The 23,529-nt window shown below is 71.9% G+C and carries 23 protein-coding genes; 8 read left to right on the top strand and 15 right to left on the bottom strand.

Going from position 1 to position 23,529, the window contains the following annotated elements; all coding sequences use genetic code 11:
• Nucleotides 1-37 precede the first annotated feature (37 nt).
• Nucleotides 38-1,162: a DNA integrity scanning diadenylate cyclase DisA gene (disA, locus tag ACZ4FH_RS34355; protein ID WP_383648771.1), complete on the top strand. Its 1,125-nt coding sequence runs from the start codon at nt 38-40 to the stop codon at nt 1,160-1,162.
• A gap of 42 nt (nt 1,163-1,204) precedes the next feature.
• Here the strand turns inward: disA and ACZ4FH_RS34350 are convergent, their stop codons facing one another.
• The gene (locus ACZ4FH_RS34350; RefSeq protein WP_467309680.1) at nt 1,205-2,035 is read right to left on the bottom strand and encodes a hypothetical protein; all 831 of its coding nucleotides are present in this window, start codon (nt 2,033-2,035) and stop codon (nt 1,205-1,207) included.
• 337 nt (nt 2,036-2,372) lie between these two features.
• Here ACZ4FH_RS34350 and ACZ4FH_RS34345 point away from each other — a divergent pair, with 337 nt between their 5' ends.
• From ACZ4FH_RS34345 to cseC, 5 genes are all read left to right on the top strand, one after another.
• On the top strand, nt 2,373-3,275 hold the full coding sequence (locus ACZ4FH_RS34345; protein ID WP_383648764.1) for an HhH-GPD family protein: 903 nt from the start codon (nt 2,373-2,375) through the stop codon (nt 3,273-3,275).
• A gap of 210 nt (nt 3,276-3,485) precedes the next feature.
• Nucleotides 3,486-4,130: a SigE family RNA polymerase sigma factor gene (locus ACZ4FH_RS34340; RefSeq protein WP_383648761.1), complete on the top strand. Its 645-nt coding sequence runs from the start codon at nt 3,486-3,488 to the stop codon at nt 4,128-4,130.
• Entirely contained in the window at nt 4,118-4,855 is a 738-nt protein-coding gene (locus ACZ4FH_RS34335; RefSeq protein ID WP_467309679.1) for a hypothetical protein, read from the top strand. The genes ACZ4FH_RS34340 and ACZ4FH_RS34335 overlap by 13 nt, the downstream gene beginning before the upstream one ends.
• A gap of 10 nt (nt 4,856-4,865) precedes the next feature.
• Nucleotides 4,866-5,570, top strand: a complete 705-nt coding sequence (gene cseB, locus ACZ4FH_RS34330) for a two-component system response regulator CseB (RefSeq protein WP_467309678.1) — start codon at nt 4,866-4,868, stop codon at nt 5,568-5,570.
• Nucleotides 5,567-6,964, top strand: coding sequence for a two-component system sensor histidine kinase CseC (gene cseC, locus ACZ4FH_RS34325; protein WP_467309677.1), 1,398 nt, complete (start codon nt 5,567-5,569; stop codon nt 6,962-6,964). Before cseB ends, cseC begins: the two co-directional genes overlap by 4 nt.
• Here cseC and ACZ4FH_RS34320 read toward each other — a convergent pair.
• Nucleotides 6,961-8,535 carry an MDR family MFS transporter gene (locus ACZ4FH_RS34320; RefSeq protein ID WP_467309676.1) on the bottom strand — a complete coding sequence of 525 codons (1,575 nt, stop codon included), beginning with the start codon at nt 8,533-8,535 and terminating at the stop codon, nt 6,961-6,963. The two genes, cseC and ACZ4FH_RS34320, sit on opposite strands and share 4 nt — an antisense overlap.
• A 122-nt stretch (nt 8,536-8,657) precedes the next feature.
• Here ACZ4FH_RS34320 and ACZ4FH_RS34315 point away from each other — a divergent pair, with 122 nt between their 5' ends.
• A complete protein-coding gene (locus tag ACZ4FH_RS34315) occupies nt 8,658-9,242 on the top strand; it encodes a TetR/AcrR family transcriptional regulator (protein WP_467309675.1) in 585 nt (194 codons plus the stop codon).
• A gap of 22 nt (nt 9,243-9,264) precedes the next feature.
• On the opposite strand, the gene ACZ4FH_RS34310 is transcribed toward ACZ4FH_RS34315, so the two are convergent.
• The 3 genes from ACZ4FH_RS34310 to ACZ4FH_RS34300 all read right to left on the bottom strand — a co-directional run bounded on the left by ACZ4FH_RS34310 (nt 9,265) and on the right by ACZ4FH_RS34300 (nt 14,368).
• The gene (locus ACZ4FH_RS34310; protein WP_383648744.1) at nt 9,265-9,990 is read right to left on the bottom strand and encodes a M23 family metallopeptidase; all 726 of its coding nucleotides are present in this window, start codon (nt 9,988-9,990) and stop codon (nt 9,265-9,267) included.
• A gap of 431 nt (nt 9,991-10,421) precedes the next feature.
• Nucleotides 10,422-11,618 (bottom strand): PQQ-binding-like beta-propeller repeat protein, encoded by a 1,197-nt coding sequence (locus ACZ4FH_RS34305; protein WP_467309674.1) that lies wholly within the window; start codon nt 11,616-11,618, stop codon nt 10,422-10,424.
• 221 nt (nt 11,619-11,839) lie between these two features.
• Complete coding sequence (locus ACZ4FH_RS34300) at nt 11,840-14,368, bottom strand: ATP-dependent Clp protease ATP-binding subunit (RefSeq protein ID WP_467309673.1); 2,529 nt, start codon at nt 14,366-14,368, stop codon at nt 11,840-11,842.
• Nucleotides 14,369-14,811: 443 nt separating this feature from the next.
• On the opposite strand from ACZ4FH_RS34300, the gene ACZ4FH_RS34295 reads away from it, so the two are divergent.
• Nucleotides 14,812-15,432 carry an SCO3374 family protein gene (locus ACZ4FH_RS34295; RefSeq protein ID WP_467309672.1) on the top strand — a complete coding sequence of 207 codons (621 nt, stop codon included), beginning with the start codon at nt 14,812-14,814 and terminating at the stop codon, nt 15,430-15,432.
• Here ACZ4FH_RS34295 and ACZ4FH_RS34290 read toward each other — a convergent pair.
• The 10 genes from ACZ4FH_RS34290 to ACZ4FH_RS34245 all read right to left on the bottom strand — a co-directional run bounded on the left by ACZ4FH_RS34290 (nt 15,411) and on the right by ACZ4FH_RS34245 (nt 23,487).
• Nucleotides 15,411-15,746: a histone-like nucleoid-structuring protein Lsr2 gene (locus ACZ4FH_RS34290; protein WP_136320273.1), complete on the bottom strand. Its 336-nt coding sequence runs from the start codon at nt 15,744-15,746 to the stop codon at nt 15,411-15,413. The genes ACZ4FH_RS34295 and ACZ4FH_RS34290 overlap by 22 nt on opposite strands.
• Before the next feature lie 144 nt (nt 15,747-15,890).
• Complete coding sequence (locus tag ACZ4FH_RS34285; protein WP_467309671.1) at nt 15,891-16,448, bottom strand: amino-acid N-acetyltransferase; 558 nt, start codon at nt 16,446-16,448, stop codon at nt 15,891-15,893.
• Between the two features lie 9 nt (nt 16,449-16,457).
• The gene (locus tag ACZ4FH_RS34280; RefSeq protein ID WP_467309670.1) at nt 16,458-16,907 is read right to left on the bottom strand and encodes a BlaI/MecI/CopY family transcriptional regulator; all 450 of its coding nucleotides are present in this window, start codon (nt 16,905-16,907) and stop codon (nt 16,458-16,460) included.
• Nucleotides 16,908-17,029: 122 nt separating this feature from the next.
• On the bottom strand, nt 17,030-17,209 hold the full coding sequence (locus ACZ4FH_RS34275) for a hypothetical protein (protein WP_383648728.1): 180 nt from the start codon (nt 17,207-17,209) through the stop codon (nt 17,030-17,032).
• 37 nt (nt 17,210-17,246) lie between these two features.
• Nucleotides 17,247-17,825 carry a hypothetical protein gene (locus ACZ4FH_RS34270; RefSeq protein WP_467309692.1) on the bottom strand — a complete coding sequence of 193 codons (579 nt, stop codon included), beginning with the start codon at nt 17,823-17,825 and terminating at the stop codon, nt 17,247-17,249.
• 146 nt (nt 17,826-17,971) lie between these two features.
• On the bottom strand, nt 17,972-18,769 hold the full coding sequence (locus tag ACZ4FH_RS34265) for a type III pantothenate kinase (protein WP_383648725.1): 798 nt from the start codon (nt 18,767-18,769) through the stop codon (nt 17,972-17,974).
• Nucleotides 18,769-19,812 (bottom strand): carboxylating nicotinate-nucleotide diphosphorylase, encoded by a 1,044-nt coding sequence (gene nadC, locus ACZ4FH_RS34260; RefSeq protein WP_467309669.1) that lies wholly within the window; start codon nt 19,810-19,812, stop codon nt 18,769-18,771. The genes ACZ4FH_RS34265 and nadC overlap by 1 nt, the downstream gene beginning before the upstream one ends.
• Before the next feature lie 2 nt (nt 19,813-19,814).
• Nucleotides 19,815-21,521, bottom strand: a complete 1,707-nt coding sequence (locus tag ACZ4FH_RS34255; RefSeq protein ID WP_467309668.1) for an L-aspartate oxidase — start codon at nt 21,519-21,521, stop codon at nt 19,815-19,817.
• Nucleotides 21,518-22,552 carry a pantoate--beta-alanine ligase gene (gene panC / locus ACZ4FH_RS34250; protein ID WP_467309667.1) on the bottom strand — a complete coding sequence of 345 codons (1,035 nt, stop codon included), beginning with the start codon at nt 22,550-22,552 and terminating at the stop codon, nt 21,518-21,520. Before panC ends, ACZ4FH_RS34255 begins: the two co-directional genes overlap by 4 nt.
• The gene (locus tag ACZ4FH_RS34245; protein WP_467309666.1) at nt 22,549-23,487 is read right to left on the bottom strand and encodes a Rossmann-like and DUF2520 domain-containing protein; all 939 of its coding nucleotides are present in this window, start codon (nt 23,485-23,487) and stop codon (nt 22,549-22,551) included. The genes panC and ACZ4FH_RS34245 overlap by 4 nt, the downstream gene beginning before the upstream one ends.
• Nucleotides 23,488-23,529: the final 42 nt, after the last annotated feature.

The raw sequence follows: 23,529 nt of genomic DNA, 5'->3' as shown, positions 1-23,529 counted from the left end.
CCCTGAGGGCACCGCAACCTGTGACCGGAGGAGTGCAGTGGCAGCCAGCGACCGGGCAGCATCGCCCGGAAAGTCCGGCCAAGGCACCGGGATCGAGCCGCTGATGCGCGCCTCGTTGTCCGCCGTCGCGCCCGGAATGGCCCTGCGGGACGGCCTGGAGCGCATTCTCCGCGGCAACACCGGCGGGCTGGTCGTCCTCGGCATGGACAAGGCCGTCGAGTCGATGTGCACCGGTGGTTTCGTGCTGGACGTGGAGTTCACGGCGACCCGGCTGCGGGAGCTCGCCAAGCTCGACGGGGCACTGATCCTCGACAAGGACATGACCAAGATCCTGCGCGCCGGTGTGCAGCTGGTCCCGGACGCCTCGATCCCCACCGAGGAGACCGGCACCCGGCACCGCACGGCGGACCGGGTCTCCAAGCAGTGCAACTTCCCGGTCGTCTCGGTCTCCCAGTCGATGCGCCTGATCGCGCTGTACGTGAACGGGGAGCGCCGGGTCCTGGAGGAGTCCGGCGCGATCCTCTCCCGGGCCAACCAGGCCCTCGCCACGCTGGAGCGGTACAAGCTCCGTCTCGACGAGGTCGCCGGGACGCTCTCCGCGCTGGAGATCGAGGACCTGGTGACCGTCCGGGACGTGACGGCCGTGGCCCAGCGCCTGGAGATGGTCCGCCGGATCGCCACCGAGATCGCGGAGTACGTGGTCGAGCTGGGCACCGACGGCCGTCTTCTCTCGCTCCAGCTCGACGAGTTGATCGCCGGAGTGGAGCCCGAGCGCGAGCTGGTCGTCCGGGACTACGTGCCGGAGCCGACCGCCAAGCGCTCGCGCACGGTGGCCGAGGCGCTCACCGAGCTGGACGCGCTGAGCCACACGGAGCTGCTCGAACTTCCGGTGGTGGCGCGGGCGCTGGGATACAGCGGCTCTCCGGAGACGCTCGACTCGGCGGTCTCGCCGCGCGGTTTCCGGCTGCTGGCGAAGGTGCCGCGGCTGCCCGGCGCGATCATCGACCGGCTGGTGGAGCACTTCGGCGGACTGCAGAAGCTGCTCGCCGCGAGCGTGGACGACCTCCAGACGGTGGACGGCGTCGGCGAGGCACGGGCGCGCAGCGTGCGCGAGGGTCTGTCGCGCCTGGCCGAGTCGTCGATCCTGGAGCGGTACGTCTAGGGCGTGCCCGGCCAGGGACCGAGCGGCCCGGAGGGGGTCCGCTCAGTCCTTCGCGAGGACGAACGAGGCGCGCTGCACGGGGGCGCCGGGGGCCTTGGCCTCGACCAGATACGTACCGGGCCCGGCCTTGCCGGCCGGCGGCGTCGCGCACTTCGGGGCGCTCTTGTCGCGGTTCCAGTCCACGGCGTACTCGACGGTCTGCCCCGCCGGAACCTTCAGCAGGACCGCCGCGGTGTCGCGCGGGCAGTCCTTGGAGGACCACACCTGCTCGTCGTCGCCGCCCGCCTCGGTGACGGTGAGGACGGCGGCCCTGGGGCCGAAGTCGGCCTTGCAGGTGGTCTTCGTGGTGTTCTCGGCGAGCAGGCGGAACCGGGGCCTGTCGCCCGGCGCGTAGCGCAGATCGGTCTTCAGCGTGAACCGCAGGGCGGTGGGGGCGCAGACGGGCAGCGGGGAGTCGGCGGGGACGCGCTGCCCGGCGACGCCCGCGCCCGATCCCGCTCCCGAACCGGCCCCGGTTCCGGCGGCGTTGCCGTTGCCGTCGGTCGCCTCGCCGTCCGCCGGGGCGTCGGTCTCGTCGCCGCCGGCCGAACTCCCGCCGCCGGCCGCGCCGCTGCCGCCGCCGTCGCCCGACTCGCCGCCCCCGCCCGGCCGTTCGGTGACGACGGGGCCGGTGCCCGAGGGGCCCGGCGTGATGGAGTGCGCGGGTCCCGAGGACGGCGCCTTGGAATCGTCGTGATCCCCCTTGCCGCCACCGGAGGTGACGGCCCATACGATCAGCAACGCGAGCAGCGCGATCAGCGTCGCCGCTACCGCCCTCCGTCGCCAGTAGATGGAGGAGGGAAGCGGCCCGATCGGATTACGCAGAGATCCCACGGCGCAAACTGTACGAGAGATCGGCGTCGACTCCCGCCCCACCCGCCGCCCCGGGCCCCCGAGTTCTGCCGATCATCATTCCGGGAGGGGCCGTTCCCGCTCCGGAGCGGCACACCGTGACGTTCGGCGACCGGGCGGTCGCCTCGCGTGACCGCGCGCGGGCGGGGTTCGGCCGGTTGCCGCAACGGCTCGCGGGAGGTGCGGCCAGTTGCCGGTACGCGGAGGCGGCCCAGCAGGGGCGGACGGCGGTCCCTATCACTCCAAGGGCTCGTATGAGGGGCGACACCCCCGTGCCCCCGACCCCGTTCCTGCCGTCCGTGCCAGGATCGAGGGTGCGATGACTGCCACGACTGCGACTCAGACGACCCCCGCCTCCCTCCACACCCCCGTCATCGGGTGGTTCGACCAGCACGCCCGCGATCTGCCCTGGCGCCGCCCCGAGGCGGGCGCCTGGGGCGTGATGGTGAGCGAGTTCATGCTGCAGCAGACCCCCGTGAACCGAGTGCTCCCCGTGTACGAGCAGTGGCTGGCCCGCTGGCCGCGCCCCGCCGATCTCGCGGCGGACCCGCCCGGTGAGGCCGTCCGCGCCTGGGGCCGGCTCGGCTATCCGCGCCGGGCACTGCGCCTGCACGGCGCCGCCCAGGCCATAACGGAACGCCACGGCGGCGACGTACCGAGTGAACACGCCCAGCTCCTCGCCCTGCCCGGGATCGGCGAGTACACGGCGGCGGCCGTGGCCTCCTTCGCCTACCGGCAGCGGCACGCCGTCCTCGACACGAACGTCCGCCGGGTGTTCGCGCGGGCCGCGACCGGCATCCAGTACCCGCCGAACGCGACCACCGCGGCCGAGCGCAAGCTCGCCCGCGCCCTGCTGCCCGAGGAGGACGAGCGGGCGGCGCAGTGGGCGGCCGCGACGATGGAGCTCGGCGCCCTGGTCTGCACCGCCAAGAACGAGGACTGTTCGCGCTGCCCGATCGCCGCGCAGTGCGCCTGGCGGCTGGCCGGGAAGCCCGCGCACCAGGGGCCGCCGCGCCGCGGCCAGACGTACGCCGGAACCGACCGGCAGGTGCGCGGACGGCTCCTCGCGGTGCTGCGCGACGCGGTGACCCCGGTGCCGCAGGCGGCGCTCGACGCCGTGTGGGAGGAGCCCGTGCAGCGGGCCCGCGCCCTGGACGGGCTGGTCGCCGACGGGCTCGTCGAACCGCTGGCCGGCGGCCACTACCGGCTGCCGCTGACCTGAGAGGTTCCCGGCGGGCCGCCCCCGCCGGGAACCGCCCCGCTCGCGCCGGGTGCGCCCCCGGCTGTTACACAACCGATGGACAGCCGTGCGCCGCCCTATGGCTGCCGCGCACAGCCTCGTGACAACTGCTCCGTAGCGTCTTCCCCATCAGCCGGTGACCAGCGGCTGGGAGTGGTTCTACGGGGTTACACGGGGACGGAGGCGGTTGTAATGGCGCAGGGCGAGGTGCTCGGCTTCGAGGAGTACGTGCGGACCCGGCAGGACGCGCTGCTGCGCAGCGCCCGCCGGCTGGTCCCCGATCCCGTGGACGCGCAGGACCTGCTGCAGACCGCGCTGGCCCGCACCTACGGGCGCTGGGACGGCATCGCCGACAAGTCCCTCGCCGACGCCTACCTCCGCCGCGTCATGATCAACACCCGTACCGAGTGGTGGCGGGCGCGCCGGCTCGACGAGGTCCCCACCGAGCAGCTTCCCGACGCCAGCATCGAGGACGGCACCGAGCAGCGTGCCGACCGCGCGCTGCTGATGGACGTCCTGGGCGTGCTGGCTCCCAAACAGCGCAGTGTCGTCGTCCTGCGACACTGGGAGCAGATGAGCACGGAGGAGACGGCCGCCGCCCTGGGCATGTCGGCCGGTACGGTGAAGAGCACCCTGCACCGGGCGCTGGCGCGGCTGCGCCAGGAGCTGGAGAGCAGGGAGGCGGCGAGCCGCGAGGAGCGGGCCCGGGAGGACCTCGGGGTCCCGGTGGCGCATCGCGGCACGGCCGCCCGGACCCCGGCGCGGCCGCGGACACAGGCGGGGGCGCCCGCGAAGAGGCGTCATGACGAGCGGGGGCGGGAGCGGTGCGCGGCCTGAGAGGCAGCGGGGACGGCCGTGGGAGGGCCGGAACCATCGGACATCCCACGGGGGACGGCACGGGCGGCGCGCGGGGACGCGCGCTGACGGGCTGGGCGGCGAGCAGTGCGGCACTGGCCGGGCTCGCCGCCTTCGGGCTGTTCGCGGTCAGTTGTTCCACGGGCGGTACGGGCACGCGCGACGAGGGTCCGGCGGGCACCGATCCGGTCGCCCGGGTCACGCCGAGCACGACCGCGTCCGCCCCGGGCCGGCCGGTGCCGCGGGTCGCCCCGGTGGACCTGCTCAAGGCGGACCCCAAGGTCAGCGAGCGGGTCCGGTCGGTGCTGCGGCCCTGCACCGGTGAGGAGTACCCGGTGGACACCTCGTACGGCAGGCTGACCGGCGGCCCGACCGCCGATGTCGTGGTGAACGTGATGACCTGCGGGGACTCGGTGGGCGTGGGCACGTACGTCTACCGGCCCCGGCCGGACGGCACGTACGAGAACGTCTTCACGGTCGAGCAGCCCGCGGTCTACGGGACGATCGACCGGGGCGATCTGGTGGTGACCACGCAGCTGTACGGGAAGAAGGACGCGGTCGCCTATCCCTCGGCCGAGGAAGTGATCACGTACCACTGGGCGGGCAGCCGGTTCAGTGAGCAGGACCGGGTGCACAACGATTTCAACCGGGCGGTCGGCAGCGGGGACGGGGATCTGCCCGCGCCCACCGAACCGCCGGAGAACTGAGAGCTGTCCGATGGCCGAGACCCATGTCCTGTTCGTCGAGGACGACGACGTCATCCGCGAGGCGACCCAGCTCGCGCTGGAGCGCGACGGTTTCACCGTCACCGCGATGCCGGACGGGCTGCGCGGGCTGGAGGCGTTCCGCGCGAACCGGCCGGACATCGCGCTGCTGGACGTGATGGTGCCCGGCCTGGACGGGGTGAGCCTCTGCCGGCGCATCCGGGACGAGTCGACGGTTCCGGTGATCATGCTGTCGGCGCGGGCCGACTCCATCGACGTGGTGCTCGGCCTGGAGGCCGGTGCCGACGACTACGTCACCAAGCCGTTCGACGGGGCGGTCCTGGTCGCCCGGATCCGGGCGGTGCTGCGCCGCTTCGGCCACGCCACGGGCGGCCGGCCCGGTGGCGGCGAGCCGGAGCCGGCGGACGGGGGCGGGGTGCTGGCCTTCGGTGAGCTGGAGGTGGACACCGAGGGCATGGAGGTCCGCAGGGGCGGTGAGCCGGTGGCGCTGACGCCGACCGAGATGCGGCTGCTGCTGGAGTTCTCCGCCGCGCCCGGCACCGTGCTCTCCCGCGACCGGCTGCTGGAGCGGGTCTGGGACTACGGCTGGGGCGGCGACACCCGGGTCGTGGACGTCCATGTGCAGCGGCTGCGCACCAAGATCGGCCAGGACCGGATCGAGACGGTCCGCGGCTTCGGCTACAAGCTCAGGGCATGAGGCGGCCGGCGCTGCGGACCGGGGTCCGCTGGAAGATCAGTGCGGCGATCGCGGCGGTCGGCGCGCTGATCGCGGTGGCGCTGAGCCTGGTCGTGCACAACGCGGCCCGGGTCTCCATGCTGGAGAACGCGCGCGAGGTCCAGCTGGAGCGGCTGACCTACGCCCAGCTGCTCTACGAGGCGAAGAAGACCAAGAAGGCCGATCCCCGCTTCGGGGCGAAGCTCAACGATCCGACGATGCCCCGGAGCCTGCGGCAGGAGACCCGGCGCAACCGGCGGGCCACCCACGTCGACGACTCGGGCGGGGTGCCCGATGTCTGGGCGGCGGTGCCGGTGGGCAACGGGGACGTGCTCTCGCTGCACACCAGCTTCGCCGACCGCTCCGCCACGATCATGGGCGATCTGGACCGGGCGCTGATCATCGGCTCGGTCTCCGTGGTCCTCGGCGGTTCCGCGCTGGGGGTGCTGATCGGCGGGCAGCTCTCGCGCCGGCTGCGCAAGGCGGCCGCGGCGGCCGGGAAGGTCGCCCAGGGCAACACCGAGGTCCGGGTCAGGGACGCCGTCGGCGGGGTCGTACGGGACGAGACCGATGAGCTGGCCGGTGCGGTGGACGCGCTCACCGACGCGCTGAACGAGCGGATCGAGGCCGAGCGCCGGGTGACCGCGGACATCGCGCACGAGCTGCGCACCCCGGTGACCGGGCTGCTGACCGCGGCCGAGCTGCTGCCCCCGGGCCGCCCCACGGAGCTGGTACGGGACCGGGCGCAGGCGATGCGGACGCTGGTCGAGGACGTGCTGGAGGTGGCCCGGCTGGACAGCGCGTCGGAGCGGGCCGAGCTCCAGGAGATCGCGCTGGGCGAGTTCGTCGGGCGCCGGGTGGCGCTGCTCGATCCCGACGTGCGGGTGCGGGTGGTCCACGAGTCGTGGGTGAACACCGATCCGCGCCGGCTGGAGCGGATCCTGGGCAATCTGCTGGGCAACGCCGCCAAGTACGGCGCGACGCCGGTCGAGGTCACGGTCGAGGGCCGGGTGGTGCGGATCCGCGATCACGGTCCGGGGTTCCCGGCCGCGCTGCTGCGGGAGGGGCCGAGCCGGTTCCGTACCGGATCGAGCGACCGGGCGGGGAAGGGGCACGGGCTCGGGCTGACCATCGCGGCCGGGCAGGCCCGGGTCCTCGGGGCCCGGCTGACCTTCCGGAACGCGGCGCCCGAGGGGGCCGCCGAGGGCACCGGCGGGGCGGTCGCCGTGCTGTGGCTGCCGGAGCACGCGCCGACCGACACCGGGAGCTATCCGATGCTCCAGTTCGCCGAACAGCGCGCACCCCAGCCGCGCTCACCGGAACCGGACGGCACGAGGACCGCGGGTTCCGGTGAGCGCCGGGGCGACAGGCGCTAGAGCGCTTCGGCGGCCGGGGTCTTCTCGGGGCCGGCGCCGCGCAGCGGCACCTCCTTGACGAAGACCGCCGCGACCAGGGCGAGCACTCCGACGGACGCGCCGACCAGGAAGGCGAGGTGGGTGCCGGAGGCGACCGCGTACTCGTAGGCCTCGCGGACCGGGGCGGGCAGCTTGGCCAGGCTCGCGGCGTCCAACTGGGCGGAGTGCGCGGTGGCCGCGCCGCCGCCGCGGGCCGTCATCTCGTCCTGGACGCGGCCGGTGAAGAGCGCGCCCATGATGGCGACGCCGAAGGAGCTGCCGAGCGTGCGGAACAGGGTGGTGGCCGAGGAGGCGACGCCCATGTCCTTCAGCTCGACGCTGTTCTGCGCCACGAGCATGGTGATCTGCATGAGGAAGCCCATGCCGGCGCCGAGCACCGCCATGTAGAGGCCCGAGGTGACGCGAGTGGTGCCGGTGTCCATCTGCGCGAGCAGGAAGAGGCCGGTGACCATGAGGATCGAGCCCAGGATGGGGAAGATCTTGTACCGGCCGCTGCTGGTGGTGACCCGTCCGGCGATCAGCGAGACGATCATCATCGCGAGCAGCATCGGCAGGAGCAGCAGTCCGGAGTTGGTCGCGGAGGCGCCCTGGACGGACTGCTGGAACAGCGGCAGGAAGAGGACCGCGCCGAACATCACGAAGCCCGCCATGAAGCCGACCACGGACATCAGGGTGAAGTTGGCGTTGCGGAAGATGTGCAGCGGAATGATCGGTTCGGCGGCCTTCGTCTCGACGAAGAGGAAGCCGGCCAGCGCGGCGACACCGATCGCGATCAGCTCCATGATCACGGCGGAGTTCCAGTCGTACTCCGTACCGCCCCAGGTGGTGACGAGCACGATCGCGGTGATGCCGACGGTCAGGAGCGCGGCGCCGAGGTAGTCGACCTTGGGGCGGACGCGCTCGCGGGCGGGCAGATGGAGCACGACGGTGATCATCGCGAGGGCCACGGCGCCCAGCGGCAGGTTGATGTAGAAGCTCCAGCGCCAGCCGAGGTGGTCGGTGAGGGTGCCGCCGACCAGCGGGCCGCCGATCATGGCGATCGCCATCACGCCGGCCATCATGCCCTGGTACTTGCCGCGCTCACGGGGCGGCACCAGATCGCCGATGATCGCCATCACGCCGACCATCAGACCGCCGGCGCCCAGGCCCTGGATCGCGCGGAAGCCGATCAGCTGGCCCATGTCCTGGGCCATGCCGCTGAGCACCGAGCCGATCAGGAAGATCACGATGGACGTGAGGAACATGCCCTTGCGTCCGTACATGTCGCCGAGCTTGCCCCAGATCGGGGTGGAGGCCGCCGTCGCCAGGGTGTAGGCCGTGACCACCCAGGACAGATGTTCCAGTCCGCCGAGATCACCGACGATCGTCGGCATCGCGGTGCCGACGATCAGGTTGTCCAGCATGGCCAGCAGCATGGTGATCATCAGGGCGAGGATCACCACCCGGACGCTGCGCTGCTTCGGTTCGGGGCTCCCCGTCGCGGCGGGCGGGGAATCCGCCCTGCCGTCGGTCGCCTTCACCAGATCCGCCATGGTTCCCACTCCCCGGTTCCCCTGTTCACCGAGCACTTACTTGCCGCCCGGCTAGTTGATTACACTAGGGGAAAGTAGACCCGTAACTAGCCGGGCGTCAAGTAAGTTTTTGGGAGAGCACCATGAGCAGCACGCCGCAGCGGCGCCGGGGCAATACGCGCCAGCGCATCCAGGACGTCGCGCTGGAGCTCTTCTCCGAGCAGGGGTACGAGAAGACCTCGCTGCGCGAGATCTCCGAGCGGCTCGACGTCACGAAGGCGGCACTCTACTACCACTTCAAGACGAAGGAAGACATCCTCGTCAGCATCTTCGAGGACCTGAACCGTCCGATCGAGGAGCTGATCGCCTGGGGCGAGGAGCAGCCGCGCACGCTGGAGACCAAGAAGGAGATCCTGCTCCGCTACAGCGAGGCACTGACCGGCGCCTCCGCGCTCTTCCGCTTCATGCAGGAGAACCAGGCGACGGTGCGGGACCTGAGCATCGGGGAGACCATCAAGCACCGGGTGATCGGGCTGGTCGACCTGATCAAGGACCCCGACGCCCCCCTCGTCGACCAGGTGCGGTGCTTCACCGCCCTCTTCACGATGCACGCCGGGATGTTCGCGCTCCGGGACGCCGAAGGCGACCCCGAGGAGAAGCGCAAGGCCGTCCTCGAAGTCGCCGTCGATCTGGTCACCCAGGCCCATGACCCGGGCGCCGCCCGCTGAGGGGCGGCGCGTCACGGTCCGGTCAGACCGAGATGCCGTGGCGGTGCAGGTAGTCGACCGGGTTCACCGCGGAACCGTAGTTCGGGGTGGTCCGGATCTCGAAGTGCAGGTGCGGGCCGCTGGAGTTCCCGGTGTTGCCGGACAGGGCGATCTTCTGGCCCTTCTTCACGTGCTGGCCGATGTGCACATCGATCTTCGACAGGTGCGCGTACTGCGAGTACGTGCCGTTGCCGTGCTTGATCACGACGGCGTTGCCGTACGCGGGGCCGTCGCCGCCGCCGTTCGGGCCGGCCTTCACGACGGTGCCGTTGTGCGCGGCGGCGACCTTGGTGCCGATCGGCACGGCGAAGTCCTGGCCGGAGTGCTTGTGCGCCCAGCGGCTGCCGTCGTTGCCGAAGCTCGCGCTCAGCTGGTAGTGGCTGACCGGGGTCTTCCACGCCAGCTTCGAGGCCTTCTTCGCGGCGGCCTTCTTGGCGGCCGCCTTCTTCTTGGCGTTCTCGGCCTTCTTCTCGGCCTTCTTCGCGGCGGCGTGCTGGGCGGCCTTGCCCTGCGCGGCGGCCTGCTGGGCGACCGAGTCGGCGGTCGTGGTGCTCACCAGGCTCGCGGAGCCGGCGGTTCCCGCCGGGGCGGCCGCGATCGCAGCACCCGCACCGAGAACCATCGACGTCCCGAGGCCGGCTGCCACCACGGCGCCGCGGACACGGGGGGCGGACAGGCGGCGGGACTGGAACGTGACGCGCTTCGACATAAGCGGAAAACCTCCGGGTATGACTGGACCCGGCGTTCTGCCGGGCTTGCCCCACCTTGGTAACCCGCCTCCGGGGGTCGGCTCAAACCCCCCTCCTACGAGGGGAGGCCGTAGTCGAAGCCCCGGGAATTCGCTTCGGCACCCCCCGGAACGATCACGGAAGAGGTCGCCGAAAGTCTGTGCGCGAAGAGGTTTAACCCCTGTTCCGAACCGCACTAAACGGACAGAACCCTGCTATCGCGGCAGTTGCCGCTAAACACCCGAAGGCACCCTTCGGGAGGGGGTCGAAGGTCCCTTCCGACCTCCACCCCCCAGCTCCTAAGGTGCCTAGTAGGCCCTGAAAGGCCTGTGCGCCTTGTCACCGGCGGTGGGACCGACGCCCGTCCGTTTCGGGACCTTCGGCCCGGGTGCGGAACGCCGCCGGAGCGGCCCTACACCGCCGGCAGGCCCGTGACCTTCTTGGCGTGCAGCGCCACGAGCTGCTTGCCGCCCGAGGCCAGGTACCAGCGGTCGAGGTCGCCGCTGCCGTCGTTGTACGTCCAGCGCAGCTTGCCGCTCCCCGCGTCGAAGGCGTGGATGCCGCCGTTCTTGTCGAACTCGGTCGCCCCGTAGAGGACGTCCCCGACCTTGGCGTACTGCCAGGGCGCGGCGACCTCCAGGCTCCCCTTGTCGTGCCAGTGCCGCTTGCCCGTCGCCGGGTCCGCCGCCCAGAGGCCGTGCACGCTGTCGGAGACGTAGAGGACGCCGTCGAGGACCGCCGGGTCGTTGAAGCGGCTGTACTTCTCCGTCGCGAAGGACCACTTCTCGCTGCCGTCGGCCAGGTCGAAGGCGCGGATCCGCTCGCCGTTGGAGAGGATCGCCAGGCCCTCGTGGAGCACGAAGCCCCGGTTGTTGGACCGGCCGATCTTCTTCGTCCACACCTGCTTGCCGGTCGCGGTGTCGCGCACCGTGAGGTTCTCCCGGAAGTCCGTGTAGACCAGGCGGTTGCCCGCCACCCGCGCGGTGATCCCGTTCGCCTCGGTGCCGTGGTCGCGCTGCTCGCGCCAGACGACCTTGCCCGAGCCGGTGTCGATCGCGGCGATCACGTTGTCCGGCGTCCGGAAGTCCTTGTCCAGGATTCCGGCGACGACGTAGACGTGCCGGCCGTCCGCGGCGATGACCTTGGGCTGCGCGTACTCCTTGTCGCCCAGCCGGCTGCGCCAGACGTCCTTGCCGGTCTTCGGGTCGAGCCCGATGATGTTGCCGTCGTAACGGGCGCTGGCCAGATAGAGCGTGCCGTCGCCCACGAGCATGGAGGCGCCGGGGGTGGTGACCTCCGCGCGCGACCAGATCTCCTTGCCGGTGGCGAGGTCGCGGGCCACCAGCGGATCGCCCGAGACGAGCACCACGTCGTCCACCACGGCCACCGCGGAGATCCAGGCCAGTCCGTCGTACGTGGTGGACTGCTGCCAGGTCGGCGAGGGCTTGGAGCCGGGCGCCGGGGTGGCCGCCCCCTCCCCCGGCTTCTCCGTACCGCCGCCGATGACCTCCTCCTCGGGCCCGCAGGCCGCCGCGCCGCCTCCCAGAAGCACCAGCCCGGCTCCCGCCAGCTTCATCATCTGCCTGCGTGACACATCGCGTCTGCGCATGATCTGCCTCGTCCCCCTCGCTGTCCGTCCACGATCCGGACCGGGTGTCCGGATCCGGGAGCAGATTAACCAGCGATTTTCCGTCTCCGACGACGGGGAACGTGACCGGGACATCTCTGTGACGCGGCCGTCACCTGATGCGCGACAGCAAAGAGGCGGCCCCGTACCGGTATGCACCGGTACGGGGCCGCCTCGTGCGACGTGTCAGCTCCGGGGAGCCGTCACGCCTCCTTCGTCATGTTCGGGCCGGCGCCGCCTGCCGCCTGCTCGATCGGCGGGACGTCGGGCAGGGCCGACTTCTCCTCGCCGCGGAAGGTGAACTTCTGGTCCTCGCCCTCGCCCTCGCTGCCGACGACCACGATGTGGCCGGGGCGCAGCTCGCCGAAGAGGATCTTCTCCGAGAGGACGTCCTCGATCTCGCGCTGGATCGTCCGGCGCAGCGGCCGGGCGCCCATCACGGGGTCGTAGCCCTTCTTCGCGAGCAGCTTCTTGGCGTCCGCGCTGAGCTCGATGCCCATGTCGCGGTCCTTCAGCCGCTCGTCCACCTTGGCGATCATCAGGTCGACGATCTCGATGATGTCTTCCTGGCTGAGCTGGTGGAAGACGACGGTGTCGTCCACACGGTTGAGGAACTCGGGCCGGAAGTGCTGCTTGAGCTCTTCGTTGACCTTGACCTTCATCCGCTCGTAGTTCGTCTTGACGTCGCCCTGGGCCGCGAAGCCCAGATTGAAGCCCTTGGAGATGTCCCGGGTCCCGAGGTTGGTCGTCATGATGATGACCGTGTTCTTGAAGTCCACGACCCGGCCCTGGGAGTCGGTCAGGCGACCGTCCTCCAGGATCTGGAGCAGGGAGTTGAAGATGTCGGGGTGGGCCTTCTCGACCTCGTCGAAGAGGACGACGGAGAACGGCTTGCGGCGCACCTTCTCGGTGAGCTGGCCGCCCTCCTCGTAGCCCACGTAGCCGGGGGGCGAACCGAAGAGACGCGAGACCGTGTGCTTCTCGCTGAACTCCGACATGTCGAGGGAGATCAGCGCGTCCTCGTCACCGAAGAGGAACTCGGCGAGGGTCTTGGACAGCTCGGTCTTACCGACACCGGACGGGCCGGCGAAGATGAACGAGCCACCGGGGCGCTTCGGGTCCTTCAGACCGGCCCGCGTACGGCGGATCGCCTGCGAGAGGGCCTTGATGGCGTCCTTCTGGCCGATGACGCGCTTGTGCAGCTCGTCCTCCATGCGCAGCAGACGGGAGGACTCCTCCTCCGTCAGCTTGAAGACCGGGATGCCGGTGGCGGTGGCGAGGACCTCGGCGATCAGCTCGCCGTCGACCTCGGCCACGACGTCCATGTCGCCGGCCTTCCACTCCTTCTCGCGCTTGGCCTTCGCCGCCAGCAGCTGCTTCTCCTTGTCACGGAGGGAAGCCGCCTTCTCGAAGTCCTGGGAGTCGATGGCCGACTCCTTGTCGCGGCGCACGCCCGCGATCTTCTCGTCGAACTCGCGGAGGTCCGGCGGCGCGGTCATCCGGCGGATGCGCATCCGGGAACCGGCCTCGTCGATCAGGTCGATCGCCTTGTCCGGCAGGAAGCGGTCCGAGATGTACCGGTCGGCCAGCGTCGCGGCCTGGACCAGCGCCTCGTCCGTGATGGAGACGCGGTGGTGGGCCTCGTAGCGGTCGCGCAGACCCTTGAGGATCTCGATGGTGTGCGGCAGCGACGGCTCCGCGACCTGGATGGGCTGGAAGCGGCGCTCCAGCGCGGCGTCCTTCTCCAGGTGCTTGCGGTACTCGTCGAGCGTGGTGGCACCGATGGTCTGGAGCTCACCGCGGGCCAGCATCGGCTTGAGGATGCTGGCGGCGTCGATCGCGCCCTCGGCGGCACCCGCACCCACCAGGGTGTGGAGCTCGTCGATGAACAGGATGATGTCGCCGCGGGTGCGGATCTCCTTGAGGACCTTCTTCAGGCGCTCCTCGAAGTCACCGCGGTAGCGGGAGCCGGCGACCAGGGCACCGAGGTCGAGGGTGTAGAGGTGCTTGTCCTTGAGGGTCTCGGGCACCTCGCCCTTGACGATGGCCTGGGCCAGGCCCTCGACGACCGCCGTCTTGCCGACGCCGGGCTCGCCGATGAGGACCGGGTTGTTCTTGGTGCGGCGGGACAGCACCTGCATGACCCGCTCGATCTCCTTCTCGCGCCCGATGACCGGGTCGAGCTTGGACTCACGAGCGGCCTGGGTGAGGTTCCGGCCGAACTGGTCGAGCACCAGCGAGGTGGAGGGGGTGCCCTCCGCGGGGCCACCGGCGGTGGCCGCCTCCTTGCCGCCCGAATACCCGGACAGCAGCTGGATGACCTGCTGGCGGACCCGGTTCAGGTCGGCGCCCAGCTTCACGAGGACCTGGGCGGCGACGCCCTCGCCCTCGCGGATCAGGCCCAGCAGGATGTGCTCGGTGCCGATGTAGTTGTGGCCGAGCTGAAGGGCCTCGCGGAGCGACAGCTCCAGGACCTTCTTGGCTCGGGGGGTGAAGGGGATGTGCCCGGACGGGGCCTGCTGGCCCTGACCGATGATCTCCTCCACCTGCTGACGGACCGCCTCGAGCGAAATCCCGAGGCTCTCCAGTGCCTTAGCGGCGACACCCTCACCCTCGTGGATCAGGCCCAGGAGGATGTGCTCGGTGCCGATGTAGTTGTGGTTGAGCATCCGGGCTTCTTCCTGAGCCAGGACGACAACCCGCCGCGCGCGGTCGGTGAACCTCTCGAACATCGTTAATCGCTCCTCAGAGCGGTCAGGCAGTAAGGGGTCGGTCCCCTCCCTGTCCTTCCGCAGCTTAGTCCCGCAAGCGGGGACCGCTCATTCCAACTGCCGACACCCGGCCCTGCTTCCCGGGGGGATCGCCCGCCCCGAACGCCGACAACTCCTCCAACCCGATGGTGCGAGACGATGTTCCCGCAGGCCAGGCGGATACCCCTATCGCCAGTACGCCGATGGCGAACGTGAGACGTCCGGTGGCTTGCGTGTCGCCCCTCCCCACTGGGGATGTCCTACCCGCAATTACAGACAGTCCATGCGGCGTACGCGGGTTCCCTCCGCTACGGGCGAACATCTTCGTACTCCCGAATGCGCCCGTACGCCCCCAACCCGGACACCCTATGCGTTCGAGGGGGAACTCTGCGTAACCCCGGGCGCGCATCGGCCGTTCTTCCGGCATGGCCCTCACCGTCCCCCCGCCCCGTATCGCGCCCCCCGTACCGCGGGACGGCCGCGCCGACGCGGTGTCACGGGATCCGTGGGCCCGGTGGTACGAGCGGGAGCTGGGCTGGGCGACGGCCGGCGGCACGCCGGTGCGTCTGCTCACGGGGCTGCGGTTCGACGCGCTCGTCGTCCCCGCCGCCGTCGGCCGTGCGGCGCTGCGGCGGGTGGGCCGGACCGGTCCGGTGGCGGTCGCGGGCCGGCGGATGAGCGTGCTGGTCGCTCCGGGGAGCGCCGATGAGCTGCCGGGGCTGCTCGACTGGCTGGAGTGGGGCGGGGTCGCCCTGGCCCTGACCGCGCTGGGCGCGGGCGGGCGGATCACCGCACCCCGGCCGCCGGGTCTGGAGGGTGCGCCGGGGGCCGCCGTGTGGCTGCGGCCCCCCAGTGCCTCGCGCGAGCGGGGAGACGAGCCGGTGTTTCCGGCCCTCTCCGGCTTCGGGAGCAGGGGTGGGGATGCTCCCGATCTCGTCCGGCTCGTGGACGCCATGGCGACGGAATGCCACCGGGCCCGGCTGACGCGCGCCCGGACGGGGTTGCACTCCGGGAAAACCGCCGCTCAGCCGTTGGCCTTCTCGTAGGCTTCCCGGATCTCGGCGGGAACGCGGCCCCGGTCATTCACGCTGTGGCCGTTCTCCCGCGCCCACTTGCGGATCTCGGCGGTGTCCTTGTTGCCGCCGGAGACCGCGCGGCCCTTGCCGCGGCCGGACGCCGCACGGCCACCGGTGCGCCGGCCGTTCTTGGCGTAGGGCTCCAGAAGGGAGCGCAGCTTGTCCGCGTTGCTGGTGGTGAGGTCAATCTCGTAGGTCTTGCCGTCGAGAGCGAACGTCACGGTCTCGTCCGCCTCGCCACCGTCGAGGTCGTCAACAAGAAGGACCTGAACCTTCTGTGCCACCGGATTTCCTTTCATCGAAAATGGAGTACGCGGAAAGGAAACCGCTTTTCCCCGGAAAACACAAACCCCCGGGAGAGGTTCAGGAGCACAAGAGGACGGGAAACGTGCGCGATTCGGACATAGGGTCCGGGCCACTTCCGACGGTCACAGGTGCAGAAGCATCCGGCTGTTGCCCAAGGTGTTCGGCTTCACTCGTTCGAGCCCCAGGAACTCCGCGACGCCCTCGTCATAGGAACGCAGCAGCTCGCTGTAGACATCTCCGTCGACCGGAGTCTCTCCGATCTCGACGAAGCCGTGCTTGGCGAAGAAGTCGACTTCGAAGGTGAGGCAGAAAACCCTCCGCACACCGAGCCAGCGGGCGGTCTGCAACAACTTGTCCAGCACCTGATGTCCCACTCCGGCACCGCGGATGCTGTGGTCGACCGCGAGAGTACGGACTTCGGCGAGGTCTTCCCACATGACGTGGAGTGCGCCGCAGCCGACGACCCGGGCGTCCTCGTCGCGTTCGGCGATCCAGAACTCCTGGATGTCCTCGTAAAGGGTGACGGTCGCTTTGTCGAGCAGGATGCCTTCTCGCACGTAGCCGTCGAGGAGACGCCGGACCGCGCCGACATCGCTCGTCCGCGCGCGACGGACGGTGATGGCCACGTTTATAACCGACGGTTCGGTATGGGAATCGGTTTGCGGAAGCTCTGAGGACATACCCAGACGCTATCGCCCGGCGTCCGGCTCCGCGTCATCGGCCGCTTCGCCGCCTTCGGCGGTTGTGTCCGGACCGGTCCGGGCGTCGTCCCCGGGAAGTGAGGGCAGAACGATCCGCATGGCGTCCCGCAGGGCCTCGCGCTGCTCGGCCGACATCATCCCGAAGAACGCGACCAGGGCGGCAGCGGGGTTGTCACTGCGCGACCAGGCTTCGTTCATCAGTGCGGCCGAGTAGGCGGCGCGGGTGGAGACGGCCGTATATCGATAAGCGCGGCCGTCCACTTCCCGGCGCACCCAGCCCTTCTGATGGAGATTGTCCATAACCGTCATGACGGTCGTGTATGCGATGGACCGCTCCTGCTGAAGGTCTTCGAGTACTTCTCGAACCGTGACCGGCCGGTTCCATTCCCAGACCCGGGTCATCACGGCGTCTTCCAGCTCTCCCAATTGACGGGGCACAGCGCCACCTTAGTGTCGGATGTCCGAAATGCACTGGTATTTACACAGCAAAAGGGCGTACGGCTCTCAGGAGCCGTACGCCCTTCGTACGTGCGGTGTGCCCGGAAACGGGTCCGGGAGGGTCAGGCCCCGTCGGTGCCCGGCGTCTGGCGGGCGGCCTCCGCGCGGCCGATCGCGGCGTCCACGGCCGCGTCCTCCTTGGCCTTGTTCGGCCCGCCCTGGCTCTTGACGATCGTCACGACCAGGCCGATGAAGAAGGCGGCCATCACCACGGGCGGCACAAGCGCGGATACGTAGTCCATGCGTCCAGAGTAGCGAGCCGGATCCGGGCTCCCGCGCCTACCCCGCGGCGCGCTGCGAGGGCGGCGGCGAGGGGCGGCGACGGGGCGGGAAGACCTCGGAGGGCTTGGGCGCCGGGCGTCCGGAGGGGTTCGCGGGGCGGGCGGGGGGTGTCGGGACCGGCTCCGGTTTCGGGGAGTCCGCCGCCCGGCCGCCCGGCAGGGCGAGCAGCCGGCCGCGCGGTGCGGGGGCCGTCACGGGGGCGGCCCGTCCGGCCAGCCGGGCCCGGACCGAGCGCTCCGCCAGGATCCGGCAGCGCTCCAGCAGCGCCGCGGCGACCGGGGCGCCGCGCAGGGCGCGCAGGGCGGCCAGATCCTCGGGGCGCGGGTCGTAACCGGCGGCCAGGGCGTCCTGGAGCAGCTCCAGGTAGCCGCTGAGCGAACCGGGCAGCGCGTCGCGGTAGCGGGCGAGGTCCGCGAGGAGGAAGGCGCGGAGCCGTCCGGCCTCGGCGGCGGCCTCGTCGACGGAGCCCGCGAGGCGCAGGCAGTCCTGGACGTCCTCGTCGGGCAGGGGCGCGGGGTGGAGGGCGACGGCGAGGGCACGGCGGAGCACGCGCAGTTCGTCCGCGCTGAACGCCATACCGCCGCGTGATCCGTAGGGCGTGGGCATAACGCGACAATACGTGCTAAAGGGACAAAATCCGCTTAGCTGGTCGTCGATGGCGCGGCGGCTCCGGAGGAGAAGGAGAGCCGCCGCGCGAAGGAAGCGCTGATCCGGGCGCCGCCCTACAGCCGCGCCACGTTCCGCTCGTACACCAGGCGCAGCCCGATGAGCGTCAGCCAGGGCTCGTGCTCGTCGATCACGGAGGACTCGCCCAGCACCATCGGAGCAAGGCCGCCCGTCGCGATGACCGTGACGTCGTCCGGGTCGGCCGCCAGCTCCCGCTTCATCCGGCTCACGACCCCGTCGACCTGGCCGGCGAAACCGTAGATGATGCCCGACTGCATGGCCTCGACGGTGTTCTTGCCGATCACGCTGCGCGGCCGGGCCAGCTCGATCTTGCGCAGCTGCGCGCCCCGGACGCCCAGCGCCTCGACGGAGATCTCGATGCCGGGGGCGATGACGCCGCCGGTGTACTCGCCCCGGGCCGAGACCGCGTCGAAGGTGGTGGCCGTGCCGAAGTCGACGACGATCGCCGGACCGCCGTACAGCTCGGCGGCGGCGGCCGCGTTGATGATGCGGTCGGTGCCGACCTCCTTCGGGTTGTCCATCAGGATCGGCACCCCGGTCTTGATGCCCGGCTCGACGAGCACGGCGGGGACGTCGCCGTAGTAGCGGCGGGTCACCTCGCGCAGCTCGTGCAGGACGGCCGGGACCGTGGAGCAGATCGCGATGCCCTCGATGCCGTCGCCCAGCTCCATGCCGAGCAGCGGGTGCATGCCCATCAGCCCCTGGAGCAGCACGGCCAGCTCGTCGGCGGTGCGGCGGGAGTCGGTGGAGATGCGCCAGTGCTCGACGATCTCCTCGCCGTCGAAGAGGCCGAGGACGGTGTGGGTGTTGCCGACGTCGATGGTGAGCAGCATCAGACGCCGTCCCCGTCGGTGTCGCGGAAGTCCAGGCCGATGTCGAGGATCGGCGAGGAGTGGGTCAGCGCACCCACGGCCAGGTAGTCGACCCCGGCCTCCGCGTAGGCGCGGGCGGTGTCCAGCGAGAGCCGGCCCGAGGACTCCAGGACCGCGCGGCCGCCGACGAGCGCGACGGCCTCGGCGGTGCGCTCCGGGGTGAAGTTGTCCAGCAGGATCAGGTCGGCGCCCGCCTCCAGCACCTCGGCGACCTGCTCCATCGTGTCGACCTCGACCTCGATGGGCACGTCCGGGAACTCCTGGCGGACCCGCTTGAACGCCGCGGCGACCCCGCCGGCCGCGATCACGTGGTTGTCCTTGACCAGCGCGGCGTCCGACAGCGACATCCGGTGGTTGACCCCGCCGCCGCACCGCACCGCGTACTTCTCCAGGGCGCGCAGCCCCGGCGTCGTCTTGCGGGTGTCGCGGACCTCGGCCTTCGTGCCCTCCAGCACATCGGCCCAGGCGCGGGTGGCGGTCGCGATGCCGGAGAGCCGGCACAGCAGGTTGAGCGCGCTGCGCTCGCCGGTCAGCAGGTCGCGGGTGCGGGTGGTCACGGTCAGCAGCTTCTGGCCGGGGACAACGCGGTCGCCGTCCTCGACGTGCCGCTCGACCTCGAACGCGTCGGTGCAGACGATCGACAGCACGGCCTCGGCGACCCGCAGTCCGGCCACCACGCCCGCCTCGCGGGCGGTGAAGTCCCCGGTGGCCACGGCGTCCTCGGCGACGGTGGCCACGGTCGTGACGTCCACCCCGCCGTCCAGGTCCTCCTCGATGGCGACGTGCGCGACGTCCTCGACGGTGACCGGGTCCAGGCCCGCCTCGGCCAGCAGCCGGGCCAGCGCGGGGTCGAGCCCGCACTCCAGGGCGTCCGGCCCGTATCCGTCCTCCCCGCCGCAGCCGCAGGCGTCCCCGCAGCCGCCCGCGTCGGGAGCGGGGGCGCCGACCCGGATCAGCGGGACGTCCACGGGAGTGGGGCGCGGATTCTCTTCGGGGGTGCTCACGGTCACGGCTCCTCGGGAGTGGGGTGGGTGCAGACAGACCCTATGGGTCCGAACGCCTCGGTATCCGTCCGACGGACGACGAGGCCGCGGTCCGGGGCGATCCGCACGACGAGGTGGCGGCGCCAGCCGGCGTCGTCGCGCTCGGGCCGGTCCTCGCGCCAGTGGCAGCCCCGGGTCTCCTCGCGGCGGCGGGCGGCGGCGACCAGGACCCGGGCGACCGTCAGGAGGTTGGTGGCCTCCCAGGCCTCGACGCCGGGCTCGGCCGTCTTCGCGCTCTCGGCGCCGGCCCGCTCCACGGCGCCCCGGTGCAGTTCCTCCAGCTCCGCCGCGGCGGCGGCCAGGCTCTCCGCGGACCGCAGGACGCCCGCGCCGCGGGTCATGGTGCGCTGGATCGCGAGGCGCGTCTCGGGGGACAGCAGCGGTACGGTCGCGGCGTCGCCGAGCAGGGCCTCGCCCGCGCGGGGGCGCGTCGTCGCGATGTCCGCCGCGATGCGCTCGGCGAAGACGAGCCCTTCGAGGAGCGAGTTGGACGCCAGCCGGTTCGCCCCGTGCACTCCGGTGCAGGCGGCCTCGCCGCAGGCGTACAGACCGGGCACGGTGGTCCGTCCGGCCAGATCGGTGCGGATGCCGCCGGAGGCGTGGTGCGCGGCCGGGGCGATCGGGATCGGCTCGGTGACCGGGTCGATGCCGTGGGAGCGGCAGACCGCCAGGATGGTCGGGAAGCGCTGCTCCCACATCTCGGCGCCGAAGTGGCGGGCGTCGAGGTACATGTGGTCGGCGTCCTGCTCCTGCATCCGGCGGGTGATGGCCTTGGCGACGATGTCGCGCGGGGCCAGTTCCGCCAGCTCGTGCTGTCCGACCATGAAGCGGGTGCCGGAGGCGTCCACGAGATGGGCGCCCTCCCCCCGTACCGCCTCCGAGACCAGCGGCTGCTGGCCCTCGGAACCGGCGCCGAGGAAGAGCACGGTGGGGTGGAACTGGACGAACTCCAGGTCCGAGACCTCCGCGCCGGCCCGCAGCGCGAGCGCCACGCCGTCGCCGGTGGAGACCGCCGGATTGGTGGTGGCGGAGAAGACCTGGCCCATGCCGCCGGTGGCGAGGACCACGGCGGGGGCGTTGACCGCGCCGACGCCGTCGTGCTGGCCCTCCCCCATGACGTGCAGGGTGACGCCCGCCGTCCGGCCCTCGGCGTCGGTGAGCAGATCGAGCACCAGCGCGTTCTCGACGATGCGCAGGGCGGCCCCGCGCACCGCCTCGACCAGGGCGCGGGAGATCTCCGCGCCGGTGGCGTCGCCGCCCGCGTGGGCGATGCGGCGGCGGTGGTGGCCGCCCTCGCGGGTCAGCGCGATGTCGCCCTCGTCCGTGGTGTCGAAGTGGGCACCGGTGTCGATGAGCCGGCGCACCGCGTCCGGGCCCTCGGTGACGAGCATCCGGACCGCCGCCTCGTCGCAGAGGCCGGCGCCGGCGACGAGCGTGTCGTCCAGGTGCTGCTCGGGGGTGTCCCCCTCGCCGAGCGCGGCCGCGATGCCGCCCTGGGCCCAGCGGGTGGAGCCGTCGTCGAGACGGGCCTTGGTGACGACGACGGTGGCGAGGCCGGCCGCGGCGCAGCGCAGCGCGGTGGTGAGACCGGCCACGCCGGATCCGACGACCACGACATCGGCGTCGATGGCCCAGCCGGGGGCGGGGGCGGTCAGCCGTATACCGGTCACGTGGGGGCTCCGAAGGTCAGCGGGATGTTGTCGATGAGGCGGGTGGCACCCACCCGGGCGGCGACGGCCAGGACGGCGTCGCCCGCCGTGCGGTCGTCGGGGATCTCGGTGAAGTCCGCCGGATCCACCAGCGCCACGTAGTCCAGGTCCAGCGGGGGCGAGGCGGCGGACGCCTCCTCCAGGACCGCGCGGGCCGCCGCGCGCACGGCGGCGGGGCCGTCGTCCGGCAGGGCGCGGGCGACGGCCTGGGCGTCGGCGGCCAGCCGGGCCTCGCCCAGCCGGTTCAGCCCGGCGGCCCGGTCCTGCGTCACCCCGGTCGCGCGGGCGCGGGCGTGCAGCGCCTGCTGGGCGGCGAGCCGGTCGCGGGCCGCGAACAGGGCGCGCGAGAGCGCCAGCGCGGTGCGGCGCTCGTGCGGGTCGAGGAAGCGGTTGCGGCTGGAGAGGGCGAGGCCGTCGGCCTCCCGGGCGGTCTCCACGCCCACGATCTCCACCGGGAAGTTCAGATCCCGCACCATGCGGCGGATCAGCGCCAGCTGCTGGGCGTCCTTCTGCCCGAAGAGGGCCACGTCGGGGCGGGTGAGGTGGAGCAGCTTGGCGACGACGGTGAGCATCCCGTCGAAGTGGCCGGGGCGGGACGCCCCTTCCAGGCGCTCGCCCATCGGGCCCGCGGAGATGCGGACCTGGGGCTCGCCGCCCGGATAGACCTCGTCGACGGAGGGCGCGAAGACGGCGTCGGCGCCGGCCTCCCCGGCCACCGCCAGATCGGCGTCCAGGGTGCGCGGATAGCGCTCCAGGTCGGCGGCCTCGCCGAACTGGAGCGGATTGACGAAGACGGTGACGACGACCTGCCCGGCGTCCTTCACCAGGGCGCGGGCGGCACGGATCAGGGAGGCGTGGCCCTCGTGCAGGGCGCCCATCGTCATCACGACGGCGCGGTCCGCACGGGCGGCGCCCGTGCCCGCCGCGGACGGGACCGGGCCGAACGCCTCCAGCTCGGCGGCGGTGCGCAGCAGGGCGGCGGGTGCGGTCATCGGGACTCCTCCGGTCCGGTGCCCGAGCCGTCGGCCAGGACCCCGAGCAGGTCCTCGGCCAGCTCCGGCTTGAGCATGCCGTGGGCGAGCGCGCGGTCGGCGGTGGCGCGGGCCATCGCGAGATAGCCGGCCACGGTGCCGGGGGCGTGGTGGCGCAGCTCGCCGATGTGCGCGGCGACGGTGCCGGCGTCGCCGCGGGCGACCGGGCCGGTCAGCGCGGCGTCGCCGGAGCGCAGCGCGTTGTCGAGGGCGGCGCCGAGCAGGGGGCCGAGCATCCGGTCGGGGGCCGAGACCCCGGCCGTGCGCAGCAGCTCCATCGACTGGGCGACCAGGGTGACCAGGTGGTTCGCGCCGAGCGCGAGGGCCGCGTGGTAGAGCGGGCGGGCCTCCTCGTCGATCCACTCGGGCTCGCCGCCCATCTCGATGACCAGGGCCTCGGCGGCCAGCCGCAGCTGATCGGGGGCCGTGACGCCGAAGGAGCAGCCGGCCAGCCGCTGGACGTCCACCGAGGTGCCGGTGAACGTCATGGCGGGGTGCAGGGCGAGCGGCAGGGCGCCGGCCCTGAGCGCGGGGTCGAGCACGCGCGTCCCGTACCGGCCCGAGGTGTGGACGATGAGCTGGCCCGGACGGACCGCGCCGGTCTCGGCGAGACCCTCGACGAGCCCCGGCAGGGCGTCGTCGGGGACCGTCAGCAGGACCAGCTCGGCGCGGGCGAGGACCTCGGCGGGCGGCACCAGGGGCACGTCGGGGAGCAGGGCCGCGGCGCGGCGCACGGAGGCGTCGGAGACGCCGGACACGGCGACGGGGCGGTGCCCGGCGAGCGCCAGGGACGCGGCGAGCGCGGGGCCGACCCGGCCCGCCCCCACCACACCGACGGTGAGCCGGGCGGGGCGGTCCCTGGCCTCCAGGGGATCCTTCGGGGCTGTTGCGTTCACGCGGGGGGTGACCTTCCGTTCCAGTCCGCGGGGGGTACCGGA

It is taken from the genome of Streptomyces sp. NPDC024555 (assembly GCF_055559335.1).
Note: the sequence above shows the minus strand (reverse complement) of the source record. Positions and strands in the feature narration are given on the sequence as shown.

Coding starts and splice junctions, on each gene's coding strand:
- cseB (WP_467309678.1), top strand. CDS start 4,866: ATGGCCGAGACCCATGTCCTGTTCGTCGAGGACGACGACGTCATCCGC.
- ACZ4FH_RS34310 (WP_383648744.1), bottom strand. CDS start 9,990: ATGTCGAAGCGCGTCACGTTCCAGTCCCGCCGCCTGTCCGCCCCCCGT.
- ACZ4FH_RS34320 (WP_467309676.1), bottom strand. CDS start 8,535: ATGGCGGATCTGGTGAAGGCGACCGACGGCAGGGCGGATTCCCCGCCC.
- ACZ4FH_RS34315 (WP_467309675.1), top strand. CDS start 8,658: ATGAGCAGCACGCCGCAGCGGCGCCGGGGCAATACGCGCCAGCGCATC.
- ACZ4FH_RS34295 (WP_467309672.1), top strand. CDS start 14,812: ATGGCCCTCACCGTCCCCCCGCCCCGTATCGCGCCCCCCGTACCGCGG.
- cseC (WP_467309677.1), top strand. CDS start 5,567: ATGAGGCGGCCGGCGCTGCGGACCGGGGTCCGCTGGAAGATCAGTGCG.
- ACZ4FH_RS34345 (WP_383648764.1), top strand. CDS start 2,373: ATGACTGCCACGACTGCGACTCAGACGACCCCCGCCTCCCTCCACACC.
- ACZ4FH_RS34305 (WP_467309674.1), bottom strand. CDS start 11,618: ATGCGCAGACGCGATGTGTCACGCAGGCAGATGATGAAGCTGGCGGGA.
- ACZ4FH_RS34265 (WP_383648725.1), bottom strand. CDS start 18,769: ATGCTGCTCACCATCGACGTCGGCAACACCCACACCGTCCTCGGCCTC.
- ACZ4FH_RS34300 (WP_467309673.1), bottom strand. CDS start 14,368: ATGTTCGAGAGGTTCACCGACCGCGCGCGGCGGGTTGTCGTCCTGGCT.
- ACZ4FH_RS34270 (WP_467309692.1), bottom strand. CDS start 17,825: ATGGCGTTCAGCGCGGACGAACTGCGCGTGCTCCGCCGTGCCCTCGCC.
- ACZ4FH_RS34340 (WP_383648761.1), top strand. CDS start 3,486: ATGGCGCAGGGCGAGGTGCTCGGCTTCGAGGAGTACGTGCGGACCCGG.
- panC (WP_467309667.1), bottom strand. CDS start 22,552: ATGACCGCACCCGCCGCCCTGCTGCGCACCGCCGCCGAGCTGGAGGCG.
- ACZ4FH_RS34285 (WP_467309671.1), bottom strand. CDS start 16,448: ATGTCCTCAGAGCTTCCGCAAACCGATTCCCATACCGAACCGTCGGTT.
- ACZ4FH_RS34275 (WP_383648728.1), bottom strand. CDS start 17,209: ATGGACTACGTATCCGCGCTTGTGCCGCCCGTGGTGATGGCCGCCTTC.